This window comes from Microbacterium protaetiae (assembly GCF_004135285.1).
Taxonomy (GTDB): Bacteria; Actinomycetota; Actinomycetes; order Actinomycetales; family Microbacteriaceae; genus Microbacterium; species Microbacterium protaetiae.
Genome location: NZ_CP035494.1, coordinates 1,957,097 through 1,975,322, shown reverse-complemented (window position 1 = coordinate 1,975,322; position 18,226 = coordinate 1,957,097). Strand labels below are relative to the sequence as shown.

Here is an 18,226-nt window from a genome sequence, read left to right as displayed (position 1 = left end):
CCTCTCGCGGCGGAGTCAGGTGGTGCCGGCGGGCGGATGCCGCAGCAGCTCGACCCGCTCATCGAGATATCGATGTAGCTCGGCCTCTGCGCCGGCGATGCTCCAGCGGATCATCGGCACGCCGCCCACCACCCGCAGCGGACCGGATGCCTCTCCCCGCGCCAGCGCATCGAGATCGATCGGCTCCCACCCGAGGTGCACGACCTCGCCCTCGGCGAATCCGCCGCGAAAAGCGGCGCCGGCCAGGGCCGCGCGCTCACGCTGCGACTCGGCCGTGAAGCCGCGGCGCACCTCTTCGCGGGCCCGCACTATCTCGCCCGTGGCGTACACCGCATCGGCACCCAGCAGCAGCGCGCCCACGTGCCAGATGCTCTGTCGTGGCACGATGCGTGGCGCCCGCGTGATGCCGAGCACGCGACGCGGCTGCACGAACTCGCCGAGCCGCTCCTGGCCGACGCCGGCAAGACGCCGCCGGGCGGCATCCAACAGCTGTGCAACGTCCACTGAGACAGCGTAATAGCGCCGGTGCCGCCGCCGAGGCGTGCAGAACTCCGTCAATCTGCGCGCCCGAGGGCGGCTGGGCCGCGGAATTCCGCGGCCCGGGTGCGCGGTGTGTGCCAAATGAGGTGAGTTTTGAACGGCCGCGACGCGAACAGCCCGGAACCGAGGCCCGGCCGGTCGTCGCGCGTCAGACCGTGATGACCCGGTCGGGGGCCGCCTCGATCTGGCGCTGCCCGCCGTGCAGTTCGCGGTGCAGGCGCTCCATGCGGGCGTCGAGTTGGGCGGCCGAGTCTGCGGCATCCTTCAGCTCATCCAGCAGATCCTGCGGCACCTGACTGTCGAACTTGTAATAGATCTTGTGCTCGAGGCTGGCCCAGAAGTCCATCGCGATCGTGCGGAACTGCACCTCGACGGGCACATTGACCGGGCCGGTCGAGAGGAACACCGGCACCTCGACGATCGCGTGCAGGCTCTTGTATCCGTTGGGCTTGGGGTGGGCGATGTAGTCCTTGACCTGCCGCACCGAGATGTCGCGCTGGGTGGTGAGCAGGTCGAAGAGCCGGTAGGCGTCGGCGGTGAAGCTTGTGGTGATGCGGATGCCGGCGATGTCGGTGATGCGCGCACGGATGCTGTCGAAATCGGGCTCGATGCCCTTGCGCGTCACCTTCTCGACGAGGCTGTCGGGAGTCTTCACCCGGCTCGAGACGTGCTCGATCGGGTTGTAGTCGTGCATGTATTGGAACTCGTCGCGCAAGATGTCGATCTTGGTCGAGACCTCTTGCAGGCCGAACCGGTACGGCAGCAGAAAGCGCTGCAATTCGTCGCGCACCGAGCGCAGCTGAGAGGGAGACACTTCCACGGGCTCGTCGAGATCAGACGGGGTCTGCATAGCCTCACCGTACGGCCTGACTCTGACAGTGGGGTTTGCATCGGGAGCGCATCCTACGAGTCCACTGAGAATCTTGCATTCCTGCAAGTTTGCATTTGCGCAGTGGATGCCGCGTGAGGATGATTGCACGAGTGCAAGATCTTCCCACTCCCGGACTGCGCGAGCGCAAGCGCGAGCAGACGCGTCGTCGCCTCGAGAACGCGGCCGTCACGATAGTGCTCGACGGCGGGCTCGACGCCCTGACCATCGACGCGGTCTCGGAACGCGCCGAGGTGTCGCCGCGCACATTCTTCAACTACTTCGACAGCAAAGAAGACGCCATCCTGGGCACCCGCACCGAGGACGACACCCGGCGGCTGGTCACCGAGACGCTCGACCAGCTGCGCCCGACGTCACTGCTGGACGGCATCATCGAGTTGCTGCTCGGCGTCGTTTCCACACCCGACCCCGAGTTGCACGAGAAGCGGCACCGCATCATCCGCGAGCATCCCGAGCTGCTGCATCGCAAGTTCGCACACATGGGCCGGTTTCTCGAGCCGATCACCGAGGGCGTGCTGTCGCTGATGGAGCGTGTGCGCCCGAGCACCGGGACCGTCGCGAGCGCCGAACAGCGCGCGCAGATAGCGATGATGGCATGCAGCGCCGCACTGCGCGCCAGCATCATCGAGCTGACCAACGCCGGTATCGACCTCTCCACACCCGAATCCACCCGGCTGCTGCACACCCGAACGGCAGCCCTCGTCCGCGACACCACAGGAATCTTAAAATGACCCAGAACGAACCGGCTCTCGAGCCGCATCACACCCGGAACATCCTGCTGGTGTTCGCGGGCCTCATGGTCACGATGCTGCTGGCATCGCTCGACCAGACGATCTTCAGCACGGCCCTTCCCACGATCGTCGGCGACCTGCACGGCGTCGACCTGATGAGCTGGGTCATCACCATCTACATCCTCGCCTCGACGATCATGCTGCCCGTCTACGGCAAGCTGGGCGACCTCGTGGGCCGCAAGGGCATCTTCATCGGCGCCATCGCGATCTTCATCGTGGGATCGATCATCGGCGGCTGGGCGCAGGACATGACCTGGCTCATCATCGGCCGCGCGGTGCAGGGGCTCGGCGGCGGAGGCCTGATGATCCTCTCCCAGGCGATCATCGCCGACGTCGTTCCCGCCCGCGAGCGCGGCAAGTACATGGGCATCATGGGCGGGGTGTTCGCCATCTCATCGGTCGCCGGCCCGCTGCTGGGCGGCTGGTTCACCGACGTGATCGGCTGGCGCTGGGGCCTGTGGATGAACATTCCGCTGGGCATCCTGGCGATCCTGGCGGCCATGTTCTTCCTGCACCTGCCCAAGCACACCACGCAGGGCAAGGTGAAGCTCGATGTACTGGGCATCGCACTGCTGGCCGTGGCATCCACCGGAATCGTGCTGATCACCACGTGGGGCGGCCACGACGCACCCAACGGGTACGCGTGGGGCTCGCCGCAGATCATCGGCCTGATCGTGGGCACCGTGATCGCCGCCATCGCCTTCGTGTTCGTCGAAACGCGCGCGAGCGAGCCGGTGATGCCGCTGCACCTGTTCAAGAAGCTCAACTTCAACCTGATGACCGCCGCGGGCCTGGCGATCGGCGTCGCGATGTTCGGGACGCTCGCCTACATCCCGACCTATCTACAGATGGTCACCGGCGCCAACGCCACGCAGTCGGGGCTGCTCATGATTCCGATGATGGGCACGGTGCTCATCGCCTCGATCGTGTCGGGGGCGCTGGTGACCCGCACCGGCCGGTACAAGTGGGCGCCGATCGCCGGCACGTTGGTCACGGCGGTGGGCATGCTGCTGCTGTCGACGATGACCGCCGACCTGCCGGTCTGGGTCATGTGCGTGTACCTGGGCGTGATGGGCCTGGGGCTGGGCCTGTGCATGCAGATCTTCGTGCTCGTCGTGCAGAACACGTTCCCCGCATCTGAGGTGGGCGTGGCCACGGCGACGAACAACTACTTCCGCCAGATCGGCGCATCGCTGGGCTCGGCGGTCGTTGGCGGTCTGTTCACCGCGCGACTGCTCGATCTGCTCACCGACCGGATGCCGGCATCGGCCGGGGGCGCGGTGGGGTCGACGAACAACCTCACGCCCGAGATGGTCAAGGAGCTGCCCGATGCGATCCGCAACATCATCATCGGGGCCTACAACGACGCGTTGACGCCGATCTTCCTGTTCATCCTGCCGCTGGTGCTCGTGGCCACTGTCCTGGTGTGCTTCGTGAAGGAAGACCCGCTGAAGAAGACGATCGACCGCGGCGACGTACTCGCCGAGAGCCTGGAGATCGACGGCGCCGACACGGTGGCCGCGACCACCGGCGCGATCGCGGTGCTCGACCGCGACGGCTCAGGCGCGTAGCGCACGCGCTCGTCGGCCGGCATCCCGTTCTCGGTCGAGGGCGGGATGCCGTGGCACGGGGGTAACTCGGGCAACGCGGGCAAGTCGCGCAACCCGAGGACAACTCGGGCAACCCGAGGACAACTCGGGCAACGCGAGGACAAGTCGGGCAACGCGAGGACAGCGCGGGGGCAACGCGGGGGCAACTCGGGCAACGCGAGGGCAGGTCGCGCAACGCGGGGACAGGTCGCGCAACCCGAGGACAAGTCGGGCAACGCGGGGACAACTCGGGCAACCCGAGGACAACTCAGGCAACGCGGGGACAACTCGGGCAACCCGAGGACAAGTCGGGCAACGCGGGACAACTCGGGCAACGCGAGGACAGGTCGCGCAACGCGGGGACAACTCGCGTGAGGAGACGGGATGCCGGACCGGTGCCGAGACTTTCGACCTTTATGATCGAAACATGGCGAAGACCTCACGGGTGACCCTGGCTGACATCGCCGCCGAGACGGGCGTGTCTCTGGCGACGATCTCGAAGGTACTCAACGGGCGCACCGATGTCGCAGCCGCCACCCGTGCGCGGGTCGAAGAGGAATTGTCGCGCCACGGCTATCAGCGGCGCGCCTCCGCCCAGGGTGCGCCGTACGTCGAGCTCGTCTTCCACGAGCTCGAGAGCAGCTGGTCGATGGAGGTCATCGAGGGCGTCGAGCGCATCGCGAAGGAAGCCGGATACTCGGTTGTTCTCACCGTCAGCGGCGACCGGCACTCCCCCGCCCCGGACTGGATCGATGGCGTGCTGCGCCGGCGGCCAGTGGGCGTCGTGCTCGTGTTCTCCGACATCTCGGCGCCGTATCGCGAGAAGTTGCGCTCGCGGCGCATTCCGTTCGTCATCGTGGATCCGGCCGGCGACCCCTCACCCGATGTGCCGTCGGTCGGGTCGGCGAACTGGTCGGGCGGCCTCATGGCCACCCGCCACCTGATCGAGCTGGGCCATCGCCGCATTGCGGCGATCACCGGCCCCGAAGACATGATGTGCTCGCTCGCGCGGGTGGACGGTTATCGCAGCGCGATGAACAGTGCGGGGCTGAACATCGACCCGCGCTGGATCAGGTTCGGCGACTTCCACACCTCGGGCGGCGAGTCACGGGCCGCCGAACTGCTCGCACTCGACGAACCGCCCACGGCGATCTTCGCCGGCAGCGATCTGCAGGCACTGGGTGCCATCGCCGCGGCGCGCAAGGTCGGACTCTCGGTGCCCGACGATCTCTCCGTCGTCGGCTATGACGACATCGAGCTGGCCCGCTGGATCAGCCCGCAGCTGACCACTGTGCACCAGCCGTTGCGAAAGATGGGTGAGTCGGCGACCCGCCTGGTGCTGCGCATGGCCGAGGGGCACGAGCCCGACACACTGCGCATGGACCTCGCCACCCGCCTGGTCGTGCGCGGCAGCACCGCTGCCCCGGCGGCCGTCGCGGTCGCGTCGTAGTCCGGGCTGCGGCTCGGAACCGCGCGGCACCTCAGCCGACGGCGCCTCAGTCCACGGCACCTCAGCCGACGGCGCACCCTGTCGTCCTGTCCCTCGCGCGGTTAATCTCGGCCGGATGGCGCGACTCACCGGCACCCGGCACGTACTGTCCGTGGCGACTCACCATCTGAACCGCCTGGCGGTTCAGATGGTGAGCGTCGCAAGAGGGATGCCCCGGGCCGGGCCAGCGACAGCCGGACCAGCCCACAGCAGCCGGGCGAGCCGTCAACCGTCGCGACAGCCGGGCGAGCCGTCAACCGTCGCGGCAGCCGGGCAGGCCGTCAACCGTGGCGACAGCCGATGCTCACCGCACCGCCGTCAGCGCGCGGGCACCGCACCGCCGTCAGCGCGCGGGCACCGCACGGCCGTCAGCGCGCGGGCACCGCACCGCCGTCAGCGCGCAACCACCGCAGCCACGGTCTCCACAGCGACGTCGGGCGCGAGGGTCCGGTCGTGTCCGACTTCGCGTACGGGGCCGGTCAGTTGCACGGTCCACGACGATGCCAGGTCGCCACTGGAACGTCCGGCGCTGAGCACGATCTCGCCGGGCTCGACGATGCGTCGCAGTTCGCGTCCGGTGAACGAGGCCAGATCAGCCGACACGCGGAACCGCACCCGCGCCGATTGCCCAGCCTCGAGCACGACGCGCGCGTAGCCGATCAGTCGCTGCACGGGCCGCACCACCGATGCCACCGGATCGTGCAGATACAGCTGCACGATCTCAGCACCTGCACGGGCGCCGGTGTTCGCGACGTCGAGCGACACCTCGACGGTTCCGTCGGTGCCGATGGCATCGACGTCACCCGCCAGGTCCGACCAGGTGAACGCGCTGTACGAGAGCCCGTGTCCGAACGGGTACGCCGCGGTCGGGTCGATGTTCGACACGTCGTTGGCGCGCGCCAGCGGCGCCGCCAGATACGTCGACGGCTGCGCACCGATCGTCGCCGGAATGCTCACCGGCAGCCGACCGCTCGGGTTCACCCGTCCGCTGAGCACGCCGGCGATCGCCGTCGCGCCCTCTTCGCCGAGGAAGAACGCCTCGACGATCGCGGCCGACTCGGTCGTGGCACGACCCAGCGCATAGGGGCGACCGGCCAGCAGCACGAGGGCCGCCGGAGTTCCGGCATCCACCGTCGCGTCCAGCACCGCATCGACCAGCTGCTGCTGCGCACCCGGCAGGGCCAGCGACTCGGCATCGCAGCCCTCGCCACTGGTGCCGCGGCCGAACAGACCGGCCCGGTCGCCGAGGGCGAGAATCACGACATCGGATGCCGCGGCGAGCGCGACGGCTTCGGGTATGCCGTCGCGCTCACCGCCATCAACGCTCGTGCCGCGCACGTGCGTGATCTCGGCCTCGGGGAACTCGGCGCGCACCGCCTCGAGCAGAGTCGGGATGCGGATGCCGATCTCGACGCCCGGGTGCTGCGAGACCACATGCGTCGGGAACGAGTAGCACCCGAGCATGGCGTAGGGGTCGTCGGCGTTCGGGCCGATCACCGCGATGCGCGCCGGCCGCGTCAGCGGCAGCGTGCCGTCATTGCGCACCAGCACCACGGCCTCTTCGGCCAGACGCGCCGCCAGCGCGCGGTTCTCGGCGGGGTCGAGGTCGATCGTGCCGCGCAGCGCCTCGGGATCGGACAGATCGCGACCGGCCAGCGCCGGCGGAATCGGCGACCACTCGGGATCGAGCAGGCCGAGGTCTTCTTTCTGCCGAAGCACGCGCCGCAGCGCGGTGTCGATGAGGGCGCCGTCCACGACACCCTCTTCGACCGCGCGACGCAACGGCTCGCCGAAGGTCTTCACGGTGGGAAGCTCGACATCGATGCCCGCGTTCAGTGCTGCGGCCGCGGCATCCGCCCACGACTCTGCCGATCCGTGCAGAAGCTTGAGGAACGCGATCGAGAAGTAGTCGGCGACCACGGTTCCCGTGAAGCCCCACTCTTCGCGCAGCAGGTCGGTCAGCAATGCCCGGTCGGCGGCCGAGGGCACGCCGTCGAGGTCGGTGTACGCGTTCATGACGCTGCGCACGCCGGTCTCACGCACGGCCATCTCGAACGGGGGCAGCAACACGTCGGCGACCTCGCGCGGACCGATCGAGACCGGAGCGAGGTTGCGCCCGGCCTTCGACGCCGAATAGCCCACGAAGTGCTTGAGAGTGGCCACGACACCGGATGCCTCAACCCCGCGCACATACGCGCTGGCGGTGGTGGCGACCAGGTGTGGGTCTTCGCCGATCGTCTCTTCGACGCGGCCCCAGCGCGCATCGCGCACCACGTCGAGCACCGGTGCGAGCCCCTGGTGCACGCCGACCGAGCGCAGGTCGTCACCGATGCGGCGGCCGACCTGCTCGATCAGCTCGGGGTCGAACGAGGCGCCCCACGACAGCGGCACCGGATAGGCGGTGGCGCCCCACGCGGCAAAGCCCGCGAGGCACTCCTCGTGCGCGACGGCGGGAACACCGAAGCGCGAGGCCGTGCGGATGCGCTCCTGAGTGCGCGCCAGCGACAGGGCGCCCAGCGCCGCATCGATCGGCTTGGTGCCGAACGGCCGGGTCAGCTGGCCGAGCCCTGACGGCAGCAGCGCGTCGAGGTCGATCTCGTTGTCCATGTCGTGCTGGTGCGGCGCGACGTCACCGCCGCTCTCGTCAGCACCGACCCACACGCCATACAGCTGCGCGATCTTCTCTTCGAGGCTCATGGCCTCGATCAGCTCTTCGACGCGACGCGATACTTCCACCCGGGTCATCCCTTCACCGCGCCTGTCAGACCGCCCACGATGCGCTTCTGGGCGGAGAGGAAGAACGCCAAGGCCGGGATCATGGCCAGCGACGTGTAGGCCAGCACCGCGCCGGTGTCCTGCGAGAACTGCGTCGAGAACTGGGTCACGCCCAGGGGCAGAGGCCAGAGTTCCTGCGGCAGTGTTCCGGTGCTGATCACCAGCAACGGCAGCAGATACCCGTTCCAGCTGGCCACGAACGCCAGGATGCCGACGGTGATCAGCCCGGGCATGGACAGCGGCAGCATGATGCGCCAGAAGAATTGCATACGGCTGGCTCCGTCGATGACGGCTGCCTCTTCCATCTCTTCGGGGATCGCGCGCAGGAATGGGACGAGGATGATGATCGTCGTCGGCAGCGCGAACGCGATGCCGGGAATGATCACACCGAGATAGCCGCCGTGCAGTCCCAGCGTGCGCAGCAGCAGCGTCAGCGGCAGCGCGGCGACCGTGAGCGGGAACATGAGTCCCGCGGTGAACAGCGTGTACAGCCCCTGGCGTCCACGGAAGTTGTACCGGGCGATCACGTACGCGGCCATGATCCCGGTCACGACCACGCCGGCGGTGGTCGAGACGGCAAGGATGACGCTGGCCATCACGTTGCCCCAGAACCGGGGGCTGGCCAGCACACGGATCCAGTTGTCCAGCACCCACGGCGAAGGGAATCCTCCGGGGTTGGCGTTGATGTCGGCCGTGGTGCGGAACCCGCCGATGATCACATACAGCACGGGGCCGACGGCCACGGCGGCGACCAGGAGGGCGATGAAGTAGACGAACGGCGCTCCCCAGTCGAACCGGCGACGACCGGCCCGCGCGGGGGCGGGCGCGTGGTCCGTTCCGGTGACGATGGCAGTGGTGGCGGACATCTCAGCGCACCCCTCTCGTGATGGCTCCCGACAGGTCGCGGCGCAGCGCGAAGCGCTGGTAGATGAGCGCGATGACCAAGGAGATGACAAACAGGATGACGGCGATGGCGCTGCCGTAGCCCGGCTGACCGGCGAACTGACCCTGCTGAACCATGTACGTGGCCATGGTGTCGGTCGCCATCTGGCGGATGGTGGGGGCCACTGTCACCCACACGATGTCGAAGACCTGCAGCGACCCGATGATCGAGAGGAAGGCCCAGATGCGGATGGTCGGTCCCAGCAGCGGCAGCGTGATGTAACGCTGGATCTGCCACCACGAGGCGCCGTCGATCGCGGCGGCCTCGGACAGCTCTTCGGGAACACCCTGGAGTCCTGCGAGCATGAGCAGGATGGCAAAGCCGATGTACTTCCACGTCATGATGAGGAAGATGGTCCAGAGTGCGATGCTCGGATCGGCGAGCCAGTTCTGCTTCAAGAAACCCAGACCGAACGCCTCGAGCATGGCGTTCACGCCGCCATTGGGCTGCAGCAGCAGCCTCCAGGCGATACCGGCGATGACTTCGGCCAGCACATACGGAACGAAGATCAGCAGCCGGAAGATGCTGCGGCCCTTCATCTTGCGGTTCAACAGTAGGGCGATGGCGATCGAGAGGGGACCCTGGATGACCAACGACAGGATCACGATGATGAACGTGTTGCCGATCGACTTAATGAATTCCGGCGTGGTGAACGCCCGGATGTAGTTGTCGATGCCGACGAAGCGATCCCCGTTGAGCATGTCCCATTGGAATGCGGCGGGCAGGTTGAAGAAGCTGTAGACCGCGGCCAGGACGACCGGCAGGACGACGAAGCCGAGGAAGATGATCAGCGCCGGGCCGACGAAGATGACGATCTCCACCCGCTTGCGGATGTCGCTACGGTTCTTTCGGCGTGGTTTCGGGGAGGCCCCCGGGCCCGCGGCGACCGCGGACCCGGGGGTGGTGAGAGTGGACATACGCTCTCTTCTACTACTGAACGTTCTTGGCGGCGGCGGTCATCTTGTCGACGATGTCCTGTGCGCTGCCCTTGCCGGCGAAGAGATTGACGATGCCCTCGTTCATGGCGTTGCCCACCTCGGTGCCGAATGCGGTGTCGAAGTACAGCTGTACGAACGACGCCTTGGAGGTGGTGTCGGCGATGATCTTGAGGTTGTCGTCGGTCAGTGCCGACTGTGCCTCGGGAACCGTCGGGATACCCGAGCCGCTCTCTGCGTACTTCTTCTGGATCTCGGGGCTCATGATGTACGCGAGCAGGTCGGCGCACTCCTTCGGAGCGTTCTTCGCGCACGCGAACGCGTCGCCGTTACCGAGCTGAGCGTTCGCGTCACCCGCGGCGCCCTCGATGCCCGGGAACGGGAACCAGCTGAGGAACGACGGCACCTTCTGGTCGGGGGTCAGACCGCCCATGACGCCGGCGTTCCAGTCGCCCATGAGCTCCATGGCCGCCTGGCCGTTGGCCACCAGGCCCGCCGACGATCCGGCACCGGTCTGTGCGGGGGTGCCGAGGAAGCCGTCCTGGAACGGGTTGATGCCGATGAAGTCCTTCAGCTGGTTGCCGGCGTCGACCCAGCACGGGTCGCTGAAGTCGAAGCTGCCGGTGCCCGCCTTCAGGGTGTCGGGCGAGCAGGAGTGCAGCGCGAACTGGTACCACCAGTGCGCGGCCGGCCACTTGTCACCGGCGCCCACCGCGATCGGCGTGATTCCGGCATCCTTCAGCTTCGTCACATCGGCCTTGAGCTCATCGAGCGTGGTCGGGGTCGAAGTGATGCCTGCCTGGGCGAAGAGGTCCTTGTTGTACCAGAAGCCCTCGATGCCGAAGCGGTAGGGGATGCCGTACGTCTTGCCGTCGACCTGCCAGCCGTTGACAGTGGCCCCGACGCTCTTGATCGTGTCGGGAATCAGGTCGTCCAGCGGCATCAGGTAGTCGTTCTTCACCTGATCGCGCGTCTCGCCGCCACCCCAGGTCTGGAAGAGGTCCGGCGGGTCGCCCGCTGCCAGCGCGTTCGGGATCAGCGTGCGCTGCAGGTCTTCGTTCTGGTACCCGGTCTGCTTGACGATGACGTTGGGGTGCTCCTTCGTGAAGTCCTTCGCCACCTGCTCCCACACAGCCGGAAGCGGACCCGACGTCGCGTTGTGCCACCACGTGATCGTGACCTTGCCGTTGGCGTCGTCGTCGCCGGAACCACCCGCACATCCGGCGAGCAATCCTGCGGCGACACCGGCGGTCACCAGGGCCGCCGCGACGCGCGTGATGCTGCGTCTGTTCATCTTCGAACCTCTCGAAAGTTTTCGACGTTGTCGTCGAAAGTGATCTGGACAGGCACCAGAGTATGTCACGACGCATTCGTGGTCAAGGCAAACAAATATCGTTCCGGTAACGCCGGGAACGCTCTCAGGCCGGATCGGGCGCGCGCGGTGGCCGGGGTGCGTCGTCGCGTTGGGCGCGTTGGGCGCGTTGGGCGCGTGGGGGCGTTGGGCGTGTTGGTCGCGTTGGTCGCGTGGGGCGCGCGGGGCGCGTTGGGCGTGTTGGTCGTGTTGGTCGCCAGCGCGAGCGACGGTCGCGGCCTCCCGCACGGTCGCGGCCTCCCGCACGGTCGTCGCTCTCTGCGCGCGCTACCCCGTTCTGCGCGCGCTACCCCTCTCTGCGCACGCTGCCCCATTCCGCAACATGCCGATCACGCCCGCGCTACCCCGTTCTGCGCGCGCTACCCCTCTCTGCGCACGCTGCCCCATTCCGCAACATGCCGATCACGCCCGCGCTACCCCGTTCTTCGCGCGCTACCCCGTTTCGCAGCGTGCCGGAGCTCGCGCTACCGGTTTCTGCGTACGCGCCTGCAAATAACGTGCGCGTACGCAGATTCGGGGCGCGCGACGGGATGGGGCATCCCAGCACACCCCCGCTGCGGAATGCCCCGCGGGGCGGGGCGGGGCGCTGCACTCCAGCGCACACCTCGCGCGCGACGGGATGCTGCACCCAACACACCCCGCGGGCGGGACACCACACCCAGCACACACCCCCGCGGGCGGGACACCACCAGCACACACCCCCGCGCGACGGGATGGGGCACCCCAGCACACACCCCCGCGCGACGGGATGCTGCACCCAGCACACACCCCCGCGGGCGGGACACCACACCCAGCACACGCCCGCGCGGCGAGACGCCCCACGCGGCGAGACACCGCGCCCCGCACTCCCGCGACGCGCGCTTACCGGCTCACGGTGACGTCGGCGCGATCACCGTCGACGACCACCGCGAGCTGAGTCGGGATGCTGCCCCCGAACTCCTCCGCGGGAATCACGTAGCTCGTGGCGGCCAGGTCGGCGGTACAGGTGGAACCGCGCGAGGTGAACGTGATGACCGGCACCGCGCCCTCGGTCGCAATCGACCGGGGCTCAGGACGGCAAGATAAACTGTCCCAGACGACGACCACGAGGTGGTCGCTCCCCCGCGCGACGGCGAGCGGCATCCCCGCAGAGTCCGGCCCGAGGCTCGCCCCGGGAATCTCCGTGGGCAACCCCTTGATCTGCTGCGCGGTCACGCCCGGGCCGGAGCATCCCGCCAGCCCCACGGCAAGCGCGAGCGCCGCAACGATGACACTGACGCGATGGCGCATGGCCGCCTCCTCAATCTGGTACCCACGGTAGCCGCGTACGCTCAGAACATGTACGTCCCTCACTTCAACCGCGTCGACGACCTCGACCAGACGCGTCGGTTCGTGGCTGCGGCATCCGTTGCGACTCTGGTCACCGCGGGAGAAGACGGCGTTCCCGACGCGACACTGCTGCCGATTCTGTGGGACGGCGACCGAGTCATCGCGCACTTCGCGCGCGCGAACGAGCACTGGAAGCGCGTCGCCGACGGCGCATCCGGCCTGTTCATCGTCTACGGGCCTGACGCGTATGTGACGCCGTCGTGGTACGCCGCCAAGGCCGAGCACGGCAAGGTCGTGCCCACGTGGAACTACTCGGCCGTGCACCTGCGGGGCGCGGTCACGGTGCACGACGACGTCGATTGGCTGCGGGATGCCGTGACCCAGCTGACCGCGCGACACGAGACGCCGCGCGCCGAGCCGTGGGCCGTGACCGATGCCCCGGACAAGTTCGTCACCGGGCAACTGCGCGCAATCGTGGGAGTGGAGATGACCGTCGAGCACGTCGACGCGAAGGCGAAGTGGAGCCAGAACCGCTCCGAGGCCGATCGCGCCGGCGTGATCGCCGGCTTCGAGGCGGCCGGGCGGGTGGATGCCGCGTCCCGCGTGCGCACGGGACGTCTCTGACGCGCCACCCGTAGAGCAGCCCCCGCTCGTCGAGCGATGGCGCGCAGCGCAGCGAGTCGAAACGCGCCCGCCCCGCCCGTTGAGTGCGCGCCCGCCCGTTGAGTGCGCGCCCGCCCGTTGAGCGAGCGCAGCGAGTCGAAACGCCTCCCTATCCGTCGACCTTTATCCCGAGATGCTCGGCGAACAGCGGCGCCATGAGCGTGGCCTGCGTGTGGCTGAGGGTGGCGCCGCGCATCCCCTCGACACCGGCGATGACATGCATGTCGAGGCCGCGCAGGTCGACGTGCGTCAATCGTGCGCCGTCGAGCCGCAGCGTCTCGACCACGCAGTCCTCGAAAGCGACCCGCGCCAGTTGGGCGCCCGACAGGTCGAGCTCGTCGATCGTGCATCCCGTGAACCGCACGTCGCGCAGCCGCGCTGCGCGCAGATTCACCCAGCCGAGCTTGCTGCCCGAGATGGTGACTTCTTGCACGTCGCTCTCGTAGAGCTCCATCGATCCCATGCGAGATCGCACGATCTCGGCATCCCGGAACGTTGATCGTGCCGCCAGGAACACCGGAGCGTTCATGCGCTCGAGCCGCGTGGACACGAACCGCGCCGCGCGGAACTGCGTCTCGTGCGCGGTCACACTGATCAGCTCGCACTCGCTGAACGCCAGCCCCGAGAGGTCGTCGCCCGAGACATCGCCGCCCTCGAACCGGGTCGCGTCGACCATGCCGTGGGCCTCAAGACGCGCGACGTCGCCGTCGTCGAGATCGCGCAGTTCAAGCGGAGCGATGGACGGGGCTGCGAGCGCGGGCTTGTTCGGCATCCGCTCGATCGTATCCGTGCCCGCCGACACAGGTGCCGCCGACTCGTGCATGACCGCGCGCCGTCGACGGCTGCCGACCACACCCTGCGCGTGAACCCGCGCTACGAAAGGGCGCCCCGCTCCTGCGCGTACTGCGGCGCGAGCACTTCCATCTGGTCCATCACAAGCTTGATGGCGCCGGGCTGCCGGTCGGGCGGGTACTTGTACTTCACGAGCAGTCGCTTGATCGACGAACGCAGCTTGGCGCGCACATCGTCGCGCACGGTCCAGTCGGTGCGCACGTCGCGGACCCGGCGAAGAGCCCCACACTGAGGGAGCACGTCGGGCAACCCGGGGACAACTCGCGCAACACGAGGAACCCGGGGACAAGTCGCGCAACCCGGGGACAACTCGAGCAACCCGGGGACAACCCGGGCAAACCGAGGACAAGTCGCGTAACCCGAGGACAAGTCGCGTAACCCGAGGACAAGTCGCGTAACCCGAGGACAACTCGCGTAACCCGAGGACAACTCGCGCAAGCCGAGCAACCCGAGGACAACTCGGGCAACCCGAGGACAACTCGAGCAACCCGAGGACAACTCGCGCAAGCCGAGCAACCCGAGGACAACTCGGGCAACCCGAGGACAACTCGAGCAACCCGAGGACAACCCGAGCAACCCGAGGACAACTCGGGCAACCCGAGGACAAGTCGCGCAACCCGAGGACAACCCGGGCAACCCGAGGACAACTCGGCGTAGGGCGGGGTCAGGCCGGGGCGACGGGGCCGGCGAGCCGCACCGGGTTCCACTGGCCGGGGCGGGCGAGCTCGGCGTAGCGCACATCGACCCCCGAAGGGCCGACCAACGCGGTGCACAGCAGCAGCGACTGGGTCGGGTATCCGTGCGCGTTGTTGTCGCGGATGATGGCGCGGTCGTCGGAAGGCTCCAGCTGTGCCGAGCGCTCGAGCACCGACATCCACTCGTCCGCGTCGGCGGCGGCAAAAGCGTCTCGCCACGCGACGATGCGCGGCGAGCGCACATCGTCCAGATCGTGGTGCGCGATCATGTGCGTGCCGGGCGGCACTGGCACCGTGCGCACCGACGCGCCGTCCCACATCATCACACGCACACCGGCCTCATCGACGGTGACGAGGTTGAACCCCAGCACCGCGGGGGTGGGATGCGGCAGCCGCCCGGCCACGGCATCCAGCACTATCCCTCCGCGGGAGATCTGTGTCATCCCCTCTGGAACCGGCGGGCTCTCGCGATTGAGAAGCACCGCGAGAGTGCCGTCCGCGGCATCCGCCGCCAGCCACGCGCCGCCCGCGCGCACATCACGCACGCCGATGACTTCAGGCTGCTCGGGCCACCACTCGCCGAGCGGCTGCCAGGGCCGGGCCGGGTCTTCGTCGCGCACCGCGAGCATGCGCACCGGTTCGTCCGCTGCCGCAGGCACCCGCACTATGACCGTGCACATGCGGCACCTCCCCATGGGAGGATCGAGCCATGTTCGTGGTCGTGGGCGTGACCGGCGGTATCGCCGCGTATAAGACCGTGCATCTGGTGCGACTGCTGGTGAAGGCCGGTCATGAGGTGCACGTCATTCCGACCGACGACGCGCTGCGCTTCGTGGGTCTGCCCACGTGGGAGGCTCTCAGCCGGCACCCGGTCACCACGAGCGTGCACGACGACGTGCCGCAGGTGCGCCACGTCGCGCTCGGACAAGCGGCAGACCTGGTCATCGTCGCTCCCGCCACCGCTGACTCCCTTGCGAAGATGGCCGCGGGCTTGGCCGGCGACCTGCTGGGCACCACCCTACTTGCCACGACGGCACCGGTCGTCGTAGCCCCGGCGATGCACACCGAGATGTGGCGGCATCCCGCGACCCAGGCCAACGTTGCCACCCTCGCCGCGCGCGGTGTGCACATCGTCGGGCCCGCCGACGGCGAGCTCACCGGCGGCGACTCTGGCCCCGGGCGCATGCTCGAGCCCGAAGAGATCGTCGACCGCGCGCTGGCCGTGCTGCGTCCGCGCGACCTCGCGGGCCTGCGCGTGGTGGTCTCAACCGGCGGCACGCGCGAGCCCATCGACCCGGTGCGGTTCATCGGCAACCGCTCGAGCGGACGGCAGGGGGTGGCGCTGGCCCGCGCGGCCGCCGAGCGCGGCGCCGAGGTGACGCTGGTCGCCGCTCACACCGACGACGGCGTGCTCGCCGAGGCCACAGGCCTGGCCGTTGTGCGCGCGATGGCCGCCGCCGACATGCTGACGGCGATGAGGGATGCCGCGGCCATGGCCGATGTCGTCGTCATGGCCGCCGCGGTGGCCGATTATCGTCCGGCCGCTGCGTCGGACGCGAAACTCACGAAAGAGGGGTCGCGCGGCCGGGGCCGAAAGCTCGAGCTGGTCGAGACCGAAGACGTGCTCAAGGCCCTGGCGGGCGAGCGCCGGCCCGGGCAGACCCTGGTCGGCTTCGCCGCCGAGACCTCGCGCGGCGACGAGTTGCTCGCGCGCGGCCGGCGCAAGCTCGAGCGCAAGGGCGCCGACCTGCTCGTCGTCAACGAGGTGGGCTGGGAGGTCGGTTTCGAGCAAGCCTCGAACGAGGTGGTCATTCTCGGGCGCGGCGGGGGTGTCGCAGCTGAGGCATCCGGAACCAAACGCGAGGTCGCCGACGCGGTGTGGGACGCCGTGCTCGCCGCACGGAGTGCCACCCGCTGAGACCGATCGCCACGACGGGCCGGGATGCGCGCGCGAACCGCGCCCGGATGCGCCCCTCAGCGCCCAGCTGCACGCGCGGCGCCGTTCAAAACTCAGCCAATCCGGCCGGAATCACCGGCGAAACGCGCGAATCGAGCCGCCTCAGCGACGAATGAGCGGAGTTCTGAACGGCTGCACGCCGCCACCGGGCCCCGCGACGGCTCAAACCCGCAGTATCAACGCCCTCAGGACGTCACGTCGGTGATCGCGCGGCGGTCGACGGACCGATCGCCGGGTTCTCGGCGCGAGACGCGAGTCGGGCGGCACTCGGGCTGAGCACCGTAGACGTCAGCGACGACGCTTGAGCCGCTGGCCCTGCGGCGCGACGACCGGCTGCTCAGCGGTCGACGGGATGTCCGCCGGCAGAGACGACGACGCAGCCGCGGCCGACGCGGTGCGGGCATCCGCTCGGTCGTCGTGCCAGCGACCCCACTGCGCGAACTTGTCCTCCAGCGCCGCGACCACCGACAGCAACCACTGCCAAATCTGCGGATCGAGTGTGGACAGGTCCCTGGGCGCGTACAGGAGCAGCCAGTCGTCGACGATCTCGACATCCAGCGCCGCGACGCTGTCGATGAACCTCGCCATGATGTCGGGAGTGAACAGGTAAAGCGCATCCGCCTCGTAGCCTGTCGGGCAGTACAGCGTGAAGTACTGGTCGAAGTCGCCCTCGAGGCTCAGCCGCTGGTGCGATCGGAACGCCTCCGGCAGGTCGGTGCCGTACAACCCGTTGTTGCTCTTCGCGTCGAGCACGATATTGGGCAGTGGACGATCGAGTCTGACGGCAACGTATCCCCACCGATGAACGATGTAATTGTTCTTGTCCCCCGTGCGGTACTGGAAATTCGCATACTCCGCGAAACGTACAGACGTGCGGCGCAGCACCTCGGTCGACGCGCGGGCCCAGCCGGTCTGGAAGATCACGCCGGGCAGCGCCGGGTTCGACACCTTTGGTAGGAACGTCATGCCGTGTGCCGTGGCGAATCGCTCCAGACGGATCCACCGTGACGGATCCTTGCTCGTACGCAAGAACTTGAACATGTTCGTCACGGCCCATATCAGCAGGAGCACGCCGAAGCCCAGGAGCATGCCGGCGGTCACCGTCGGGCCGCCCGCGACGACGACCAGGCCGGCGATGAGAAGTCCGGCGCCGATCGCCGCCTGCACGCCGATGAGGACGCCGAACCCCAGCGGCGCATTGGCCGCAGACGAAGGGTACCGTCCCTCGGACCGAAGCTGACGGATGTACCGTCGAACCTCCGAGTCGCTGGCTGGCCGCGTGAGCTCGGAACCGTCGAACGCCTGCTGCTGGATACTCATCGGTAGCTCCATCTCCTCTTCTCGCCGGGCCGCGCTCGCCGGACGCCCCGCGAAAACGACGGGATCGGCATCATCACCATACGGTGTGCCCCATGACGAATGTCACGG

15 protein-coding genes and 1 pseudogene are annotated in these 18,226 nt (G+C 68.3%); 5 read left to right on the top strand and 11 right to left on the bottom strand.

The window, feature by feature from the left end; genetic code table 11:
- Window positions 1–15: 15 nt before the first annotated feature.
- Window positions 16–504, bottom strand: a complete 489-nt coding sequence (locus ET475_RS09245) for a glutaminase (RefSeq protein WP_129388982.1) — start codon at window positions 502–504, stop codon at window positions 16–18.
- 184 nt (window positions 505–688) lie between these two features.
- On the bottom strand, window positions 689–1,390 hold the full coding sequence (locus tag ET475_RS09240) for a GTP pyrophosphokinase (RefSeq protein WP_129388979.1): 702 nt from the start codon (window positions 1,388–1,390) through the stop codon (window positions 689–691).
- A 131-nt stretch (window positions 1,391–1,521) separates the two neighbouring features.
- Between ET475_RS09240 and ET475_RS09235 the strand changes: the two genes are divergently transcribed.
- The 3 genes from ET475_RS09235 (at window position 1,522) to ET475_RS09225 (ending at window position 5,259) form a co-directional block, all read left to right on the top strand.
- Window positions 1,522–2,160 (top strand): TetR/AcrR family transcriptional regulator, encoded by a 639-nt coding sequence (locus ET475_RS09235; protein WP_242497576.1) that lies wholly within the window; start codon window positions 1,522–1,524, stop codon window positions 2,158–2,160.
- Window positions 2,157–3,791, top strand: coding sequence for an MDR family MFS transporter (locus ET475_RS09230; RefSeq protein WP_129388976.1), 1,635 nt, complete (start codon window positions 2,157–2,159; stop codon window positions 3,789–3,791). Before ET475_RS09235 ends, ET475_RS09230 begins: the two co-directional genes overlap by 4 nt.
- Window positions 3,792–4,236: 445 nt before the next feature.
- Window positions 4,237–5,259 (top strand): LacI family DNA-binding transcriptional regulator, encoded by a 1,023-nt coding sequence (locus ET475_RS09225; RefSeq protein WP_129388973.1) that lies wholly within the window; start codon window positions 4,237–4,239, stop codon window positions 5,257–5,259.
- Window positions 5,260–5,691: 432 nt separating this feature from the next.
- Here the strand turns inward: ET475_RS09225 and ET475_RS09220 are convergent, their stop codons facing one another.
- From ET475_RS09220 to ET475_RS09200, 5 genes are all read right to left on the bottom strand, one after another.
- Window positions 5,692–8,043, bottom strand: a complete 2,352-nt coding sequence (locus tag ET475_RS09220; protein WP_129388970.1) for a beta-xylosidase/alpha-l-arabinosidase — start codon at window positions 8,041–8,043, stop codon at window positions 5,692–5,694.
- The gene (locus ET475_RS09215; RefSeq protein ID WP_129388967.1) at window positions 8,040–8,939 is read right to left on the bottom strand and encodes a carbohydrate ABC transporter permease; all 900 of its coding nucleotides are present in this window, start codon (window positions 8,937–8,939) and stop codon (window positions 8,040–8,042) included. Before ET475_RS09215 ends, ET475_RS09220 begins: the two co-directional genes overlap by 4 nt.
- 1 nt (window position 8,940) lies before the next feature.
- Complete coding sequence (locus ET475_RS09210) at window positions 8,941–9,933, bottom strand: carbohydrate ABC transporter permease (RefSeq protein ID WP_129388964.1); 993 nt, start codon at window positions 9,931–9,933, stop codon at window positions 8,941–8,943.
- A 13-nt stretch (window positions 9,934–9,946) separates the two neighbouring features.
- Entirely contained in the window at window positions 9,947–11,245 is a 1,299-nt protein-coding gene (locus tag ET475_RS09205; protein ID WP_129388961.1) for an ABC transporter substrate-binding protein, read from the bottom strand.
- A 939-nt stretch (window positions 11,246–12,184) separates the two neighbouring features.
- Complete coding sequence (locus ET475_RS09200; protein ID WP_129388958.1) at window positions 12,185–12,592, bottom strand: hypothetical protein; 408 nt, start codon at window positions 12,590–12,592, stop codon at window positions 12,185–12,187.
- Window positions 12,593–12,640: 48 nt separating this feature from the next.
- Here ET475_RS09200 and ET475_RS09195 point away from each other — a divergent pair, with 48 nt between their 5' ends.
- Window positions 12,641–13,255 (top strand): FMN-binding negative transcriptional regulator, encoded by a 615-nt coding sequence (locus ET475_RS09195; RefSeq protein WP_129388955.1) that lies wholly within the window; start codon window positions 12,641–12,643, stop codon window positions 13,253–13,255.
- Between the two features lie 148 nt (window positions 13,256–13,403).
- Here ET475_RS09195 and ET475_RS09190 read toward each other — a convergent pair whose 3' ends face one another.
- The 3 genes and pseudogenes from ET475_RS09190 to ET475_RS09180 form a co-directional block, all read right to left on the bottom strand.
- Complete coding sequence (locus ET475_RS09190) at window positions 13,404–14,066, bottom strand: pentapeptide repeat-containing protein (protein WP_129388952.1); 663 nt, start codon at window positions 14,064–14,066, stop codon at window positions 13,404–13,406.
- Window positions 14,067–14,167: 101 nt separating this feature from the next.
- Window positions 14,168–14,353: pseudogene (locus ET475_RS09185) on the bottom strand (type I restriction enzyme endonuclease domain-containing protein); the annotation flags it as partial.
- Window positions 14,354–14,810: 457 nt separating this feature from the next.
- Complete coding sequence (locus ET475_RS09180) at window positions 14,811–15,521, bottom strand: NRDE family protein (protein WP_129388949.1); 711 nt, start codon at window positions 15,519–15,521, stop codon at window positions 14,811–14,813.
- A 29-nt stretch (window positions 15,522–15,550) separates the two neighbouring features.
- Between ET475_RS09180 and coaBC the strand changes: the two genes are divergently transcribed.
- A complete protein-coding gene (gene coaBC / locus ET475_RS09175; RefSeq protein WP_129388946.1) occupies window positions 15,551–16,759 on the top strand; it encodes a bifunctional phosphopantothenoylcysteine decarboxylase/phosphopantothenate--cysteine ligase CoaBC in 1,209 nt (402 codons plus the stop codon).
- A 327-nt stretch (window positions 16,760–17,086) separates the two neighbouring features.
- On the opposite strand, the gene ET475_RS09170 is transcribed toward coaBC, so the two are convergent.
- Window positions 17,087–18,118 carry a hypothetical protein gene (locus ET475_RS09170; RefSeq protein ID WP_129388943.1) on the bottom strand — a complete coding sequence of 344 codons (1,032 nt, stop codon included), beginning with the start codon at window positions 18,116–18,118 and terminating at the stop codon, window positions 17,087–17,089.
- Between the last annotated feature and the right edge of the window lie 108 nt (window positions 18,119–18,226).

Excerpts from the sequence above, each read along its gene's own strand:
- ET475_RS09240 (WP_129388979.1), bottom strand. The coding sequence starts at position 1,390 with ATGCAGACCCCGTCTGATCTCGACGAGCCCGTGGAAGTGTCTCCCTCT.
- ET475_RS09230 (WP_129388976.1), top strand. The coding sequence starts at position 2,157 with ATGACCCAGAACGAACCGGCTCTCGAGCCGCATCACACCCGGAACATC.
- ET475_RS09225 (WP_129388973.1), top strand. The coding sequence starts at position 4,237 with ATGGCGAAGACCTCACGGGTGACCCTGGCTGACATCGCCGCCGAGACG.
- ET475_RS09220 (WP_129388970.1), bottom strand. The coding sequence starts at position 8,043 with ATGACCCGGGTGGAAGTATCGCGTCGCGTCGAAGAGCTGATCGAGGCC.
- ET475_RS09215 (WP_129388967.1), bottom strand. The coding sequence starts at position 8,939 with ATGTCCGCCACCACTGCCATCGTCACCGGAACGGACCACGCGCCCGCC.
- ET475_RS09210 (WP_129388964.1), bottom strand. The coding sequence starts at position 9,933 with ATGTCCACTCTCACCACCCCCGGGTCCGCGGTCGCCGCGGGCCCGGGG.
- ET475_RS09205 (WP_129388961.1), bottom strand. The coding sequence starts at position 11,245 with ATGAACAGACGCAGCATCACGCGCGTCGCGGCGGCCCTGGTGACCGCC.
- ET475_RS09200 (WP_129388958.1), bottom strand. The coding sequence starts at position 12,592 with ATGCGCCATCGCGTCAGTGTCATCGTTGCGGCGCTCGCGCTTGCCGTG.
- ET475_RS09195 (WP_129388955.1), top strand. The coding sequence starts at position 12,641 with ATGTACGTCCCTCACTTCAACCGCGTCGACGACCTCGACCAGACGCGT.
- ET475_RS09190 (WP_129388952.1), bottom strand. The coding sequence starts at position 14,066 with ATGCCGAACAAGCCCGCGCTCGCAGCCCCGTCCATCGCTCCGCTTGAA.
- ET475_RS09180 (WP_129388949.1), bottom strand. The coding sequence starts at position 15,521 with ATGTGCACGGTCATAGTGCGGGTGCCTGCGGCAGCGGACGAACCGGTG.
- coaBC (WP_129388946.1), top strand. The coding sequence starts at position 15,551 with ATGTTCGTGGTCGTGGGCGTGACCGGCGGTATCGCCGCGTATAAGACC.
- ET475_RS09170 (WP_129388943.1), bottom strand. The coding sequence starts at position 18,118 with ATGAGTATCCAGCAGCAGGCGTTCGACGGTTCCGAGCTCACGCGGCCA.